Origin of the sequence: Paenibacillus sp. FSL R7-0189 (assembly GCF_037969925.1) — a bacterium.
Lineage (GTDB): Bacteria > Bacillota > Bacilli > Paenibacillales > Paenibacillaceae > Paenibacillus_AQ > Paenibacillus_AQ odorifer.
Genome location: NZ_CP150223.1, coordinates 327,255 through 343,864, shown reverse-complemented (window position 1 = coordinate 343,864; position 16,610 = coordinate 327,255). Strand labels below are relative to the sequence as shown.

Genomic DNA, 16,610 nt, shown 5'->3' with positions numbered 1-16,610 from the left:
TAGAACAAGGAGGCTGACACCATGGCTAAGAAAGCGCCTGATATGGAAGAATACCAGTACGGGTTCCGTGATGAGCATAAGTCGATATTCCAGTCTGGTAAAGGTTTGACGGCCGAAATTGTTAAAGAAATTTCAGCAATCAAAAACGAACCACAGTGGATGCTTGACTTCCGCTTGAAATCTTTGGAGCAGTTCCGTAAAATGCCAATGCCTACATGGGGCGGCAATATGGATGATTTGGACTTCGAGGATATTCAATACTATGTAAGACCTTCAGAGAAGCAAGGGAAGACTTGGGAAGAAGTTCCTTCCGAAATCAAAGAAACCTTTGATAAACTGGGAATTCCGGAAGCGGAACAGAAGTTCCTCGCCGGCGTATCGGCACAATATGAATCTGAGGTAGTCTATCACAGCATGCAGAAGAGCCTTGAAGATCAAGGGGTTATTTTTACAGATACCGACACTGCATTGCGTGAGCACCCAGAGCTTCTGAAAAAATATTTCGGGACGATCATCCCTCCAACCGATAATAAGTTTGCCGCACTTAACAGTGCAGTTTGGTCAGGCGGCAGCTTCATCTATGTTCCTAAAGGTGTGAAATGTGAAGTTCCTTTGCAGGCTTACTTCCGTATTAACTCCGAGAACATGGGACAATTCGAACGTACTTTGATCCTTGCTGATGAAGACAGCTTCGTGCACTACGTAGAAGGATGTACTGCTCCAATCTATAGCACGAACTCTCTGCACAGTGCGGTTGTTGAAATCTTGTGTATGAAGAACGCCCGCGTTCGTTATACCACAATCCAGAACTGGGCTCCAAACATCTACAACCTCGTTACCAAACGTGCGGTTGCAGAAGAGAATGCTACCATGGAATGGGTCGATGGTAACATCGGTTCCAAGCTGACCATGAAATATCCTGCGGTTGTTCTTAAAGGCCGTGGTGCTAAAGGTTCAGTACTATCCATCGCGGTAGCAGGTAAAGACCAGCATCAGGATGCGGGTGCCAAAATGATCCATTTGGCTCCAGATACAACATCCACCATTGTATCGAAATCCATCAGTAAACATGGCGGTAAAGTAACTTACCGTGGTCTAGCTTCCTTCGGCCGTCAAGCAGAAGGTGCGAAATCGAACATTAAATGTGATACGCTGATTTTGGATAATGAGTCCACTTCGGATACTATTCCTTACAATGAAATCATGAACGATAACATCGTTCTTGAACATGAAGCAACCGTGTCTAAAGTTTCTGAGGAGCAACTGTTCTACCTGATGAGCCGTGGCCTCACAGAAGCTGAAGCGACTCAAATGATCATCATGGGCTTCATCGAGCCGTTCACAAAAGAACTGCCGATGGAATATGCGGTCGAAATGAACCGTCTGATCAAGTTTGAGATGGAAGGTTCAATCGGTTAATAAGAGCGCTTATGAATGGAGGCCCGTCCTCCTAACGTTTATATTTCTTCAAAGCATCCGTAGATATTTTTCTACGGATGCTTTTTTTATGGGCACAATTGAAAAAATCCCCGAATGCTCCGGGGACTTACCTTTAATATTTTCAACTATCCATTTCCGGCAACGGCAATTCCACTGAAGGATCTGGCTCCCAGAGATGCCGTTCTAATCGCTGATGCTACAATGGTGTATTGGATCTGGCCAGTAAGCACATCGGTCGAAGGCGGATAGTCGACAGCGGTGATTCCAACCATTTCATATTGGGTCGTTGTATTATTAATGTTTCCGGGGTAGGTTGTACTGAAAATTAATACATTATTGCGGTAAATACTAAAAGTAACATCATTCTGAACTATAATGCTGACATCAACACTAAGTCTGGCAAAAGCATTCAATGTGACTCTCACTAAGCCTGCATTGGCAGGGGTAACATTTACTGTCTGAAGTCCAATGTCACCGAAAACTGCACCTGAACGAACCAAATTAAGACTTTGTGCATCCATAGTGCTGCCCTGTGAAATCCGCATATCAAGAAACTGTATACTCATCCTATTCACCTAACCTCTCATTGTTGATTTTATATTTTATGAGAGAAAGAATAGAATGGCACCAAATCATTGGCGGGGTTTTTTATATAGTAAAGGCTACTGTTTTGCCAGATCATTCACTTCTTTATTAAAAGCCTCTGAATATTGATTAAATTTACCTGCATCAAGTGTTAAGCTGTCATCGTTTGCTTTTGGAGGTGTCTCCTGGATCTGCTTATATAAAAGATCAATTTCTGGTGAAAGCTTGGCCCATATTTTCTTAATAGAATCATACTTAGTATCTAACTTGTTCATATATGTATCGTATTCTTTTTTCTCTTCCATGGCTTTGCCAAGCTGTTCGACCGTAAAGTCTATGTCCATGCTCGCTCCTGTACTGCTTGTACCACTTCTAGTGTATGAGATAACATCTACAAACCCTACATTCCAAATGTCGGCAATAACAAAATTGCTTATTTCTCTTAGCGTTTTTTCAGGTGAGGGTGCTGCTGTATCTGCTTTTGAGGAAATTTCCCCGAAATTAAACAAGTTTTTAGATTCGTTGATCGCTGTGTTTGCGTCCGTAGGGTTATTGTTATTTGTATTGCTACACCCTGAGAGAAGAATAATGGCGGTAATACAATATAAAATAAGCTGCTTTTTCAATATAGTTCCCCTCCATAATATAAGTAAAAAGTGTTGTATTACTATATTACGGTAAATTGTGGTAAAAGTTTTACATCTGAGGCAAATTTAAGACGGCGAAAAAGTGAACTCTTCGAAACCCGGAATAAATTCCAATAATTATGCAAAAAACCGAATAAAGGTCCTCCTAATATTACACGATGATTACAATATTCATGTAGATTCTTCATTCATCAGGATTAAGGAGGAAACACGAGCATTTTAAGATAACGAGGGTCCTTTATATCATGTAGATGCTGCTTTTTTCCGAAATAACCGCAAAAACGCGCAATTCTCCCCTTTGCCGCATTAAATTATGGATGATACACTGCATAAAGTCACTAAATTGTAAGCGCTAAAAAAAGCTAGCTTACGATGTAACATTTGCTTTATACAAAAAAACGCTTACTAGGTAAGCCTTAAGGAGGAGAGATATGGATGTTCTCAGGCAACTGCGCGGTTATTATCGAGAGAAGCTGCATTTTCTGATTCTTTCGATTATATGTTTGGCCGCTGCAACTGCAGTGGGGCTGATTACCCCCAATTTGTTAAGAAAGCTGATCGATGATGTTATTGTGCCACTTAAGTTTACAGAGGTGCCAGTGCTCGCATTGAGCGTGTTAGCTGTAGTAATAGTAAAAGCATGCCTGCAGTTTGCACATGGTTTTTTTGGAGGACGGCTAGGTAACTTTCTTGCATACCGGCTGCGTAATGCTTGTTATGAGAAGCTGCAATTCCTATCTTTCCGTTATTATGATACCGCGAAAACTGGGGATTTGATGTCCCGACTAACCGGAGATTTGGAAGCGATTCGTAACTTTATCGGTTTCGGTTTTGCTCAGTTGCTAAATGTCTTTTTTATGGTCATTTTTGGTTCGATTATGATGTTCTCACTCAATTGGCAGCTTACTCTAGTAACTTTGATTACGATGCCAATCCTGGCGTTTATTGCGCTAAAATTTGAGTCTAAGATTCACCCGGCCTTTCAAGAGATGCGCCTTGCGCTCAGTTCTCTGACTACGGCTGTACAGGAGAATATCACGGGTGTGCGCACCGTCAAATCGTTTGCGAGAGAGGCTCATGAAGTAGAGAAATTCTCGCACCGTAACGAACGTTATAAGAATAACCAGATTTTTGCTGCTGAGCTCTGGAGTAAGTTTTTTCCAGCGATGGAGTTTTTAGCATCGATCAGTGCAGCTATTCTGCTTGGAGTAGGCGGAACGTTAGTTATTAAGGGGAAAATGTCACTGGGCGAACTGGTTGCTTTTTTCAGCTTAATTTGGTACATCATTGGACCGATTTGGGGTCTTGGATTCCATATTAATAACTATACACAGTCCAAAGCATCGGGAGAACGTGTATTGGAAGTACTTAATCAGAATATTGATGTGAAGGATAAAGAGAACGCCCGTGAACTGGTACCTTCTGAGGTTAAGGGAGATGTAGCGTTTAATCACGTCACATTTGCTTATGGAAACAAAATGCCTGCGGTTACAGACATTGATTTTGAGGCTAAATCTGGTGCGGTTATAGGGTTCCTTGGAGGAACGGGCTCTGGTAAATCGACCATTACACAGCTGATGATGCGTGCTTATGACGTTAATGAAGGCAGCATCACACTGGATGGGATGGACATCAGAGAATACAATGTTCGCAGCTTGCGTTCACAGATCGCGACGGTCTTTCAGGAGACCTTCCTGTTCTCCTCCTCAATTCGCAACAACATCTCCTATGGGTTGAAAAATGTAAGCATGGAAGAAATTATCCGAGCTGCACAACTTGCCAAAGCCCATGATTTCATCATGGAGATGGAAGATGGTTATGACACTGTGGTGGGTGAGCGCGGAATGGGTCTTTCCGGTGGACAAAAGCAACGGATTGCCATCGCTAGAGCCCTGCTTAAGAATCCGCGGATTCTTATCCTCGATGATGCGACCAGCGCTGTCGATATGGAGACGGAGCACGAGATTCAAGCCGGATTCCAAGAGGTCATGAAGGGGCGCACTACACTTATTATTGCCCATCGGATCTCCTCCTTGCGCCATGCGGATCAGATTATCGTCATGAACGAAGGTCATGTACAGCAGCGTGGTACCCATAAAGAGCTAATTGAAGTGCCGGGTCCTTATCAGGATGTATACCGGATACAGTATGCTGATTATCTGGCCAGAGCGACCGGAAGAGGGGAGGAGTGAGGCATATGAAACTTGAAGCCAAACCAATGACCGCTACGGGAGCAAAAAATAAAGCAGCCGAGCAGCAAGAGCTGGATGAACGTTTTGTATATAAAGATGATGATGTCATCGATAAGGCTTTTGACTGGAAGCAATTCACCAGACTGTTCGGGTACATGAAGCCTTATGCAAAGCAGATGCTTCCATTGGTGTCCATCATGATGATTCTGGGAACTATCACGAAGTTGACCGTCCCGTTCCTAACAAGTTTAGCCATTGACCGTGCGATTGCACCAAAGGTGGGGAATCCCAGCTTATCTCTGCTATATTCGCTTACAGCAGGGGTAATCGTCTTATATCTGATTCAATGGATTGCGGGAGTATACCGGATTAAATACACGAACATCATCGGCCAAAGAGTGATTTATGATTTGCGCTCAGATTTGTTCAAGCATATTCAGAAGCTCTCCTTTAACTTCTTTGATAAACGTCCGGCAGGTTCGGTATTAGTGCGGGTAACCAATGATATCAACTCTTTGCAGGATTTGTTCACAAACGGGGTTGTCAATCTGATGATCGACTGCGTGCAGCTTATGGGGATTACCATTATTCTGCTAGTGATCAACTGGAAGCTAGGTCTTGCAGTAATGGTTACGGTTCCGATTATGTTCTTTGTTTCAACTAAGCTGCGCCAAAAGATTCGGATCGCTTGGCAGGATGTGCGGATGAAGAACTCCAGAATTAATTCTCATTTAAATGAATCGATTCAGGGAATCAGAGTCACACAAGCCTACACCCAAGAACAAGAAAATATGAATTATTTCGATGTTATGAATACCGACAGCAAAAAATCCTGGAACAAAGCCTCTGCGATGAACCAGGCGTTCGGTCCGATTATTGAGGTCACAGGTGGTTTTGGAACAATGATCCTCTTTTGGCTGGGGGCTTATCTGATCCAATCTGGAGAACTCACAGTAGGTATGCTGGTAGCATTCAGTTCTTATGTCAGCAACTTCTGGGACCCGATTAATCGCCTTGGGCAGATGTACAATCAGCTGCTTGTGGCAATGGCTTCCTCGGAACGGATCTTTGAATATTTGGATGAGCAACCTGCGGTTCAAGATAATCCTGGTGCTAAGCCAATGGGAACGATTCGTGGGGATATTAACTTTGAGAAGGTCATTTTTGAATATGAAAAAGGCCGGGCTGCATTAAAAGGTATTGATCTGGATGTAAAAGCAGGACAGTCGATCGCGCTCGTAGGTCATACAGGTTCTGGTAAAAGTACGATCATTAACCTGATTGGCCGGTTTTATGATATCAAAAGCGGCCGAATCACGATAGACGGTGAAGATATCCGCGGGGTTACGTTAGACAGCCTGCGAAGGCAGATCGGAATCGTGCTGCAAGATACCTTTATTTTCTCGGGAACGATTCGGGATAATATCCGTTTTGGCCGTCTGGAGGCTACAGATGAAGAAGTGGAAAATGCTGCAAAAGCCGTGGATGCCCACGACTTCATCATGAAGCTGCCCGGTGGGTATGAGACAGAGGTGGAAGAGCGCGGCAGCGCGTTGTCGATGGGACAACGTCAGCTTCTCTCCTTCGCCCGGGCGCTCTTGGCAAATCCGCGTATTCTAATCCTGGATGAGGCAACTGCCAGCATTGATACGGAGACAGAGCTGAAGATCCAGGAGGCACTCAAAATCCTGCTTCAAGGCCGAACCTCCTTTATCGTAGCGCACAGACTTTCTACCATCCGCCATGCGGATAAAATAGTCGTCCTCGATCACGGAGAGATTAAAGAAGAAGGAAACCATCATGAGTTGACATCCCGTGATGGGGTATACAACGGTCTGATCGAAGCGCAATTCCGCTTCCTATAGACCGACAGAACAGAACAGAACACAACAACAGCTCATTCCCGTTGCTTAGGCAACTGCGGTGTGGGCTGTTTTTTATAGGGATATAGGATGTAGAGATTAATGGGTCCGGGGTTAGAACAGGCAGACCAGAGTAGAGTGGAATATGGCATATAGGTATTACGGGACAAGGCAAAGGAAGAACGGCAGAATGGAAGAACAGCAGAACAGCAGAACAGCAGAACAGGGGAACGGCAGAACGGCAGAATGGAAGAACGGCAGAACGGAAGAACGGAAGAACGGAAGAACGGCAGAATGGAAGAACGGAAGAACGGAAGCACGGAAGCACGGAAGCACGGAAGAACGGCAGAACGGCAGAATGGAAGATTGGAAGAACGGCAGAACGGCAGAACGGCAGAACGGCAGAACGGCAGAACGGCAGAACGGCAGAACGGAAGAACGGAAGAATGCAAGAACAGCAGAGCAGCAGAACATAATACAGCAGGGTTAGATTTCTATTCAGTTACTTAGGACGTTTGGATACCCTGCCCGTCACACGCAGCTCAAACATTTGTGCACAAATATCTTGATGCCATTGTAGATCAGCTGTCTGTTCCGCTAATTGGATTTCATTTTGCAATCGGGCCAACTCATAGCAGTAGGTAGCGTTTATTTGCAGGCACTGCTGTTGTTCCGTTTCCTCAGCAGCAGTAAGCTGCCGTCTACGGCTCAGGGTGAACAACTCGGCAAGGCGTTCATGGACAGGAAGCATGCTTTTTTCCTCCTACAGCAATTTAAAACCACATATTAGTTTCGCCATGAGAAGAGAAATTCAAACGTTACGTCAGATAATTAAATTGAGGGGCCTTACTATGTTGAGGGTAGGAGGAACTATCTTCGAAGTCAGAAGGAAACAAGTAGAGGTGAAAATCGAGGGAAGTTTAGGAGTAATCAGGAAACGAATCGTTTAGTTGCAGTTTGTACAATAGTAACCGCCATTCTTGTTATAAAAATACTGTTAATTGCACTTTGTGCAGCTATTTTCGAGAAATGTGCTTATTAAGGGCATTTTCCTTAATTCTAGTTGCACAAAGTACAACTAAATCAGAAATCGGCTCGCTAGACGTGGATTTAGTTGCACAAAGTACAACTAAATCAGAAATCGGCTCGCTAGACGTGGATTTAGTTGCAAAAGTACAACTAAATCACAATTCAGCTCGCTAGACGTGGATACTGTTGCACAAAGTACAACAAAATCAGAAATCGGCTCGCTAGAAGTGGATTTAGTTGCACAAAGTACAACTAAATCACAATTCAGCTCGTTAGACGTGGATACTGTTGCACAAAGTACAACTAAATCACAATTCAGCTCGTTAGATGTGGATTCTAGTTGCACAAAGTACAACTAAATCAGAAGTCAGCCTGGTAGACATGAATTTTGTTGCACAAAGTACAACTAAAAAATCCCCCGTAGTCAAACCGGGGGATTTAGTGTACAAACAGCAGCTGTGAACCTTTTGCTAAACAACGCAGGACCTCAAGAAACGCCCTAGTCCATGTAGATTTCCACAATCGTAACGTTACGTTCGCGGGCTAGATCGACAAATAATCCATCGATCTTTACCAGCGGACGGAAAATATCAACTGGATTGTTCATGATAATCACACCTGTGTCCCCCGTGTTCAGTAATACTCGCTTGCCGATAAAGTTAGGCATTAAATGCTGTATAAAGGCTTGAACCGTTCTGCCGTTCAGCTTACCAAAGCTGAGGTCATTTAGTTCACGTAGGACAGAAATAAGCTCTTGCTTGGACTGATAGACGCGTTTAGAAGTCATCGCACTATAGATGTCAGCTACAGCAGCAATTTGCGCATAAGGATGAATATCGGATTTGGTTAGCTTATTAGGATAGCCAGAGCCGTCCTCACGTTCATGATGCTGCAAGGCTGCCAAGGCTGTATGTGAGTCATCCATAGAATTGCGGATAATTTCGTAGCCGTACTTAGTATGTAGTTTAACTTCTTCGAATTCTTCCGCGGTTAATTTCCCAGGCTTATTTAATAGTGCAGGTGAGATTCTACATTTTCCAATATCAATTAAATATCCAGCTCGTCCAATCTCATAGCATTCTTGTTTGGAATACCCAAGCCAGATTGCAATATAATAAGAGAGCATACCTACCTGCAAAGAGTGATTGTAGGTATAATTATCTTCGCGATCGAGCAGAAGCAGCAGGGAGACTACATCCTTTTGCTTGTCCAACGATTGAAGCGAAGGCTGAAGAATGTCGTTAACCACGGATTGGTTAAAGCTTCCTTTTAATAGTGCTTCCATATAAAGATTCTCAAAGCCGTCAATCATGGTATCAAAACTAGTGGTCACCGTCTGAATAATTGAAGGTCTGCTTAATGGGGCAGGTTCTTCCACTAACGTCTGGATATCAACATAATCAACTCCATGCTGCATCAGCTTGGCGATATCATCTATCTGGAGCAGCGATCCCTTTGGTAATACATGCAGACCTCTTGAACTATAAGCGTCTGAGTTGAGGTGATTACCAGGTTTTAGATCCGAGACGTGTACTCTCAATGCCTATGCCACCTTTTATCCGATTTTATCCAGAATATCAACAAAGTGCAGATTTTTCAATGAAAAAGGAGTGAAGATTAATTGTGGAGGGAATCGGCAGCCTTTTGTTCAGAGCCTACCCAGTGCTGGCCTGATTCATTGATGTCTTTTTTCCAGATAGGGACGGTCTGTTTCAGCAGTTCAATGGCCAGACGACTAGCCTCGTAACAGGTATCGCGATGAGGGGTAGAGACGGCAATGATAACGCTTGCTTCCTTCAGGCCTACAAGCCCAATGCGGTGGGAAATCGCGCAGCGTGCATTCCAGCGATTCTGCACCTCGTCACCAATTTCTTTCAGCTTGCTTAAGGCCATAGGAATATAGGCTTCATAGTCTAATGCTGTTGTACGTAGTTCTCCGGTCATTTCGCGTGTAGTTCCTACAAATAATAGGGATGCTCCATGATTGGCGTCGAGGACGGCATCCAGAAGCTTCTCAGCATTTAAAGGCAGATCCGTTATGCTATAGAGGCCGTCAGAAGTGCTCTCATATAAAGAACCATTCTCTCCACCGGAAACGGGAGGGATTAATGCAACTTCGGCAGACTCGGTGATGAGGGCTTCATCAGGTGCATATTCCCGGTCAATGGCGACCAAAGAAGTTCCAATTAGGGATGCTGCATCCGGATAAGAGGTTGAAAGGAGTTCTTTTAACTTCCCAGCGGTTAAGGGATTCTCTGTCGCATGAAAGGTCAGAGAAGATGAGCCGATAATCTCAGCCAAACCCGCGAACAGACGGATTGTGATATGCATACTTATTCACCTCTGAAATATGTTGTAATGTCTACAATATACCATAATGAGCCTGAAAATGTTATGCTAGGCTCTATAAGATCATGCATCGGCTGCTTCATTAAAGAGCGGCTCAACAGGTAGGAGGAATGTTGCTAATGGGGCATGTGCCGCAAAGACTGACCATACTTCATACCAATGATATACATAGCCATTTCGAAATGGTGAGTCCATTGGCAGCAGAAATCGAGAGACAAAGAGCTGCAGCGGGGGAAGAGCCTGTGCTGTTGCTGGATATTGGCGATCATATGGATCGTGCAGCCGTCGAGACAGAAGGAACTATGGGTCAGGCTAACATCGATGTACTTAACTTAACAGGATATGATACTGTAACCATCGGTAATAATGAGGGGTTAACATTCTCACAGGAGATGTTATCCTCTATTTTCTCCGGCTTACAGTGCCCAGTGGTATGCTGTAATTTTGTGGAGACTGCAACAGGGGAACCTCCCCACTGGATGAAGCGTCATGCCATCTTGGAGAAGGATGGAATCAGAATAGGAATAACTGGAGCGACAGCGGCATTTAGTTCGTTCTATTCCTTGCTGGGCTGGGATGCCCTGGATCCCGAGACAACCCTTCGGGAACAATGCCTTCTTTTAGCTCCCCAGGTGGATATTCTAATCATCCTTTCTCATTTGGGGCTTCCCGCAGATCGAATTCTGGCAGAGCGGCTGGAAGGTGTGCATGCTATTCTTGGTGGACATACGCATCATATGCTGGAAGAGCCGCTCATGATTAACGGAACAGCTGTATGTGGAGCGGGGAAATTCGGGCGTTACCTCGGGCGGCTTCAATTTGAGCGGAGAGAGGGACAAACTGGATTCAGTCTGGTGGCAGGTGAATGTATTCCGATTGACCCAGAACTGAAGGAAGAGGTTGTAGGTCCTGCCGCTACTATTCATTTGGAGCGTGGTCGTGAGGCTCTTCAGCAGACCGTTGCGATCACAGATCGTGAGCTTCCTTTGAATTTGCAGGGAGAATCCCCTTTTGGCAATCTTTTAGCCCAAGCTGTACGTAGATTTACAGGCGCCAGTTTGTCGATAGTTAACACAGGTCAGCTTCTAGGACCTTTGCCTGAAGGGGAGGTTACAACGGGAATGCTGCACGCCCTATGTCCTTCTCCCATTAATACCTGCGTAATCAAGCTGAAAGGCCTAGATATTCGCATAGCTTTGGAGCAGAGTCTTACGGAAGAATTTTATAATAAGGTGATTTTTGGGTATGGCTTTCGCGGGAATTATCTGGGCAGCTTAGCAGTAGATGGGATAAAAATCTTGTACGATCCGCAGCAGATACCGTATGATAACAATATTGCAGTTTTTGTCGAAGGAAATCCGCTGGAGGATGATAAAGAGTATAATGTTGGTACGCTGGACATGTTTACTTTCCGTGCAGGCTATGAGACGATCGCCAATGGGAAGGATCCTTTATTTTTGCTGCCTCATTTTTTACGCGACCTGCTTGGGATGGAATTGCAGCGCCCGGACAGTCTTGATGAATGCATGCTCACTCGCTGGCAGATCAAGTCTGAGTAAACCTGCAGCTTACAAGATTTACTTTTTGATTCCATTTAGACAGTGCTAGATTCCCAAAAAAATAGGAGGAAATTATGGACACGATTACAGCTATTATTTTAGCAATTGTCGAAGGGATCACTGAATTTATTCCTGTTTCTTCTACAGGACACATGATCTTGACCTCGAAGCTTCTGGGCTTTGATGAGCAGGATTCGATTATGAAGACTTATGAAATCGTTATTCAGCTAGGGGCAATATTGGCGATTGCGCTTGTTTACCGCGAGCGTGTGCTTAATTTGCTGGGCATTGGGCGTAAGAACTCAGGAAGAGGCGGTGTGATGCCGGCGTCTCGTTTGAACTTAATCCATGTAATACTTGGGATTGCCCCAGCACTAGCTGTGGCATTTTTTGCCCGCGATTTTATAAAAAGTCTCTTTGGGGCCACGACTGTTCTTTGGGCGCTTGTCGCCGGAGGGATTCTAATGATTATCGCAGAATGGGTAAATAGACGCAAAATTAGAGTTACAGCGCATGAGCTAGACGATCTTTCTTACGGACAGGCGCTGGCTATCGGGATGTATCAGATTATTTCAGTGCTGTGGCCAGGATTTTCCCGTTCGGGATCTACGATTTCCGGAGGGATGTTAAGTGGAGTTAGTTATAAAGCTTCTGCGGATTTCTCCTTCCTTATAGCCATTCCTATTATGTGTGCGGCTTCCGGATATGAACTGTTGGATTCTTATAAGAACTTCACTAGTGAGACGATTGGCTATTTTGTAATTGGATTTCTGATTTCTTTTGTAGTGGCTTATGTAGTGGTCATTTTGTTTATGAAATTGATTCAAAAGATTAGATTGACGCATTTCGCGATCTACAGATTTATTCTTGCTGCTATATTCTGGTTGTTTATTATGCGTTAATGCCCATAGGCAAAGACCTAGACACACCCGATGTTCTTCATGGTGCACCTGTCTGATCTCTACATAAACGGTATAGACAAAGCGTGTGACCCAAGGATTTCAAAACAGAATAGCATTTTACCGTTAAAGGCAGGAGTGAGCTAAGTGCGTTTAGTATCCGTGAATCAGCTTCAAGCAGGCATGAAATTAGGTAAAAAAATATATAATGATGAAGGTCTAACTCTCCTCGCGGATGGGGTGGAGCTTACTGATGCGTTGATCAAGAGGCTTGCAAGAATTGACATCGGTTATATTTACATAGAGGACTCTGTCACGGACGATGTTGAGATTATAGGTATGCTTCAAGATGAGACGCGCAATCAGGCACTGAAGGTGATTCGTAATCAGTTTCAGCAAATGACAGGCGCTTCAGGAATAAGTAAGGGATTCTACCATCTGGATAAAAAATTCTCAAAAATCATGGATAGCATCCTGGATGATTTGTCTTTACAAGAAGATCCGATGATCATGCTGCTTGATATGCACACTGCTGATAACTACTTGTACGTCCATTCCCTGAACGTCTGCTTGTACACTTTGGTGCTTGGCATTGCGCATGGGTACAGCAAAGAGGAGCTTCGAGTGATTGGTCTGGGTGCGCTGCTGCATGATATTGGCAAGACCCAAGTCCCGATAAAAATCATTCAAAAACCCGGCAAGCTCAGTGAAGATGAATTTCGGCATATGCAGGCACACACCGAGATCGGGTATCAGATTCTCAAGGAAGAACCGAATATCCCGCTGCTCGCGGCTCATTGTGCGCTTCAGCATCATGAACGCATTGACGGATCCGGATATCCGCGGGGATTAAAAGGACCTCAAATTCATGAATATGCCAAATGGTTGGGCGTGGCTGATTCCTACGATGCCATGACCTCCAACCGGGTCTACAAAAAGGCTATGCTGCCACATCAAGCCGTTGAGGCGCTTTATGTAGGTTCCGGTACATTGTATGAGCAGAAGCAGCTAGAGTTATTTAGAGATCGTGTGGCTATCTATCCACTTGGTCTTACGGTGAAGCTCAGTACGGGTGAAAGTGGAGTTGTTGTCAAAATAGATCCAAGTACGCCTCACAGACCGATCGTACGTGTGCTTACAGGGCCTGAAGGAGAGAAAGTCGTACCGTTCGAAAGGGATCTAGGAAAAGCCCTCTCCGTTGTTATCGTTGACGTCGCAGATCAAGGCGATTCTGTGGGAACGCCAAAATATTTATCATAGCAGCGAAGAGAGAAGAATAGGCTTGTCCGCATAACTCGCGGAAGCCTCTTCTTCGTCTCGCTGCTATTATTTTTTACAGTGAGAAAGCTTGTGAGGACAGTCCGAAAGACATCCGAAGTGCAGTTTTTCTGACTAACGTGGTATGATATAGGATAAGACACCGTTCAATCTTCATGATTATGGGTTAATAATAGGAATAAGATTTAAAGGAGCTAGTACAAATGAATGTTTTAAGACCATTAACATCTTCACCGAAGGAGCTGTCGCCAAGCTACGATCCATGGGATCCCATTACTTCTTTACGCAAGCATGGACGCCATGTGCTAACGAGTGTGGAATTTACAGTAACCAATTTATGTAATATGCGGTGTGAACACTGTGCGGTAGGTGATAGTTTAACCTCTAGAGAAGGGGATATGCTGCCGCTTAAAAATATGTTGGACCGTTTAGATGAAGTAGAGCATCTGGAGACTATTAGTATTACCGGCGGAGAGCCTATGTTTTTGGCCGGAACGGTGGATAATATCATAGTGCCGCTCTTAAAGTATGCCAAAGAGCGAGGGATTAGATCGCAAATTAATTCTAATCTGACGATGCCGTATGCTCGATATGAAAAGCTGCTTCCGTATTTGGACGTTATGCATATTTCTTTTAATTATGTGAACGGAGACGATTTTCATGAAGTTGGTTTTGCCAACAGCGGGCATGCTGTTTCAAAGGAAAGTGCATATCGGTTATATAATGCAATGATTGAGAATTCTCGACGGCTAAGTGAGGATGGTATGCTAATTTCTGCGGAAACTATGATTAATTACCGTACACATACTAAGCTGCCTGAAATTCATAAGTTGATTCTCGATATGGGCGCCAAACGGCATGAGGTACATCCTATGTACAACTCCAGCTTTGCTTCGGCGTTGCCAGTGTTGTCCTTGAATGAGATGCGGACGGCAATCCATAAACTACTGGATACCCGTGATCCGGAGATTTGGATGCTGTTTGGGACCCTTCCGTTTTTTGCTTGCAGCTTCCTGGAAGAAGACCAGAAGCTGATAAGCAGAATGCGCGCCGAGAAGAATGTTACCCTTCGCAATGATCCGGATGGCCGGAATCGAGTGAACGTAAACATGTTTACGGGTGATGTTTTTGTTACAGATTTCGCTGATATCGCAGCCTTTGGCAACATCGAGAACCAAAAGCTGGATGATATATTTATCGATTGGCAGACTAAACACCCGCTGAACCAAAAGGTGAACTGCCACTGCGATGCAGCAGGCTGCTGCGGACCTAATCTGTTAGTGGCGGATATGTATTATCCGGAAGTTGACTTCAAAACTAGAAAAGCGATCAATCTGTAGAAATGAGGCGTTGTTAAGTGGTGCATACGGAATTTGAAGTAGGGAGATTATTGCTTAATCTTTTGCTGGTTCTGGTGCTCGTATTATTGAACGGTATTTTTGTAGCAGCGGAATTTTCATTAGTTAAGGTCAGGCAGTCCCGCCTGACCCAACTTGTCAGTGAAGGTAATAAAATGGCTGGATATGCTCTGAAAGTAAATAAGAGACTGGACTCCTATTTATCCGCCACTCAGTTTGGGATAACACTTGCATCGCTGGGCTTAGGTTGGGTTGGAGAGCCCGCGATTTCTGAGCTGTTGGTCGAACCTTTAATGTACCAGATGGGGATCACCGATCATACCCTGATTTCTACTGTATCTGTGATTATTGGATTTTCGATCATTACATTTTTACATATTGTACTTGGGGAGCTTGCTCCTAAATCGCTCGCGATTCAAAGAACAGAAGGTTCGGCACTGTTGTTATCTGCACCCCTGATGTTCTTCTATAATGTGTTCATGCCTTTTATCTGGGTGCTGAATGCTTCAGCCAACGCGTTACTTCGGTTAGTCGGTGTGGAGCCTGCAAATGAAAGTGAAGCAGCACACTCGGAAGAGGAAATACGTATTCTGATGAATCAGAGCGCCAAGAGTGGCGTCATTGACAAAGATGAAATGAAACTAATGGATAATATCTTTGAATTCTCAGATCTGCTTGCACGTGAAGTCATGCTGCCTCGTACAGATATGGATGTGCTTTACAGCAATCTTTCGTTAGAAGAAAATATGAAGATTATTACCGAAACGAGACATTCACGTTATCCGGTTGCTCTGGAAGATAAGGACCGTATTATCGGATTTATTCATATTACCGACCTGTTGTTTGCTCCACCGGAGCAGCAGAATGATCTTACAACTCTGGTTCGGCCTATCCTTAACGTTCCGGAATCGATGGAGATCAGTCATACTCTTCGTTTTATGCAGAAGAATAAGGCGCAGCTAACGTTGGTTGTCGATGAATATGGCGGCACAGCAGGTTTGCTGACAGCAGAAGAGATTCTGGAAGAAATCGTAGGAGATCTGCATGACGAGTTCGAAGATGAGCGTCCAAGTGTGGAACATAACGGGGAGTATATCTCTGTTGAGGGCCGGATGCTGATTGAGGATGTCAACGATCTTACGGGTGTTGTGATTGAAGATGATGAGGTGGATTCCATCGGCGGCTGGTTGTTTAAGGAGCTGGAGGGTAATCCAACCAAAGGAAAACGTGTCAAAGTTGAAGATGTTATTTTTGAAGTCGAGGAATCAACAAGATTGCGTATCACTAGAATTAATATCCACCGGGAACCCCGTGTTGAGGATGAAGAAACCTCATCAAAATTGGACGAGGATAAAGAATAACCTATTAAAGATTGTAACGTATTGTTCCGGTTGATCAGGGATATAATGAAC

General features: G+C 44.2%; 14 protein-coding genes. 9 read left to right on the top strand and 5 right to left on the bottom strand.

The genetic code is table 11. The annotated features are described in order from the left end of the window. Positions 1-21 precede the first annotated feature (21 nt). Positions 22-1,419, top strand: coding sequence for a Fe-S cluster assembly protein SufB (sufB, locus tag MKY63_RS01665; protein ID WP_036684335.1), 1,398 nt, complete (start codon positions 22-24; stop codon positions 1,417-1,419). A 146-nt stretch (positions 1,420-1,565) separates the two neighbouring features. Here sufB and MKY63_RS01660 read toward each other — a convergent pair whose 3' ends face one another. Continuing rightward, on the bottom strand, positions 1,566-2,006 hold the full coding sequence (locus MKY63_RS01660; RefSeq protein WP_036684106.1) for a hypothetical protein: 441 nt from the start codon (positions 2,004-2,006) through the stop codon (positions 1,566-1,568). A 96-nt stretch (positions 2,007-2,102) separates the two neighbouring features. Further along, complete coding sequence (locus MKY63_RS01655) at positions 2,103-2,651, bottom strand: hypothetical protein (protein ID WP_051491316.1); 549 nt, start codon at positions 2,649-2,651, stop codon at positions 2,103-2,105. 452 nt (positions 2,652-3,103) lie between these two features. Between MKY63_RS01655 and MKY63_RS01650 the strand changes: the two genes are divergently transcribed. From MKY63_RS01650 to MKY63_RS01640, 3 genes are all read left to right on the top strand, one after another. Next, positions 3,104-4,864 (top strand): ABC transporter ATP-binding protein, encoded by a 1,761-nt coding sequence (locus tag MKY63_RS01650; RefSeq protein WP_036684103.1) that lies wholly within the window; start codon positions 3,104-3,106, stop codon positions 4,862-4,864. A gap of 26 nt (positions 4,865-4,890) precedes the next feature. Then, the gene (locus MKY63_RS01645) at positions 4,891-6,729 is read left to right on the top strand and encodes an ABC transporter ATP-binding protein (protein WP_036684176.1); all 1,839 of its coding nucleotides are present in this window, start codon (positions 4,891-4,893) and stop codon (positions 6,727-6,729) included. Between the two features lie 187 nt (positions 6,730-6,916). Further along, complete coding sequence (locus tag MKY63_RS01640) at positions 6,917-7,216, top strand: hypothetical protein (RefSeq protein ID WP_036684102.1); 300 nt, start codon at positions 6,917-6,919, stop codon at positions 7,214-7,216. A 12-nt stretch (positions 7,217-7,228) separates the two neighbouring features. Here MKY63_RS01640 and MKY63_RS01635 read toward each other — a convergent pair whose 3' ends face one another. The 3 genes from MKY63_RS01635 to MKY63_RS01625 all read right to left on the bottom strand — a co-directional run bounded on the left by MKY63_RS01635 (position 7,229) and on the right by MKY63_RS01625 (position 10,086). Beyond that, complete coding sequence (locus MKY63_RS01635; RefSeq protein WP_051491314.1) at positions 7,229-7,477, bottom strand: hypothetical protein; 249 nt, start codon at positions 7,475-7,477, stop codon at positions 7,229-7,231. 777 nt (positions 7,478-8,254) lie between these two features. Further along, a complete protein-coding gene (locus tag MKY63_RS01630) occupies positions 8,255-9,295 on the bottom strand; it encodes an HD-GYP domain-containing protein (RefSeq protein WP_036684091.1) in 1,041 nt (346 codons plus the stop codon). Positions 9,296-9,372: 77 nt separating this feature from the next. Further along, positions 9,373-10,086 carry a molybdenum cofactor biosynthesis protein MoaE gene (locus MKY63_RS01625; RefSeq protein WP_036684088.1) on the bottom strand — a complete coding sequence of 238 codons (714 nt, stop codon included), beginning with the start codon at positions 10,084-10,086 and terminating at the stop codon, positions 9,373-9,375. A gap of 137 nt (positions 10,087-10,223) precedes the next feature. Between MKY63_RS01625 and MKY63_RS01620 the strand changes: the two genes are divergently transcribed. From MKY63_RS01620 to MKY63_RS01600, 5 genes are all read left to right on the top strand, one after another. Beyond that, entirely contained in the window at positions 10,224-11,663 is a 1,440-nt protein-coding gene (locus MKY63_RS01620; RefSeq protein WP_036684085.1) for a bifunctional UDP-sugar hydrolase/5'-nucleotidase, read from the top strand. A gap of 74 nt (positions 11,664-11,737) precedes the next feature. Beyond that, positions 11,738-12,565, top strand: coding sequence for an undecaprenyl-diphosphate phosphatase (locus MKY63_RS01615; protein WP_036684081.1), 828 nt, complete (start codon positions 11,738-11,740; stop codon positions 12,563-12,565). A gap of 144 nt (positions 12,566-12,709) precedes the next feature. Continuing rightward, the gene (locus MKY63_RS01610; protein ID WP_036684079.1) at positions 12,710-13,822 is read left to right on the top strand and encodes an HD-GYP domain-containing protein; all 1,113 of its coding nucleotides are present in this window, start codon (positions 12,710-12,712) and stop codon (positions 13,820-13,822) included. Positions 13,823-14,043: 221 nt separating this feature from the next. Further along, positions 14,044-15,180: a radical SAM/CxCxxxxC motif protein YfkAB gene (gene yfkAB / locus MKY63_RS01605; protein WP_036684078.1), complete on the top strand. Its 1,137-nt coding sequence runs from the start codon at positions 14,044-14,046 to the stop codon at positions 15,178-15,180. A gap of 20 nt (positions 15,181-15,200) precedes the next feature. Then, positions 15,201-16,559 carry a hemolysin family protein gene (locus tag MKY63_RS01600; protein ID WP_036684171.1) on the top strand — a complete coding sequence of 453 codons (1,359 nt, stop codon included), beginning with the start codon at positions 15,201-15,203 and terminating at the stop codon, positions 16,557-16,559. Positions 16,560-16,610 lie beyond the last annotated feature (51 nt).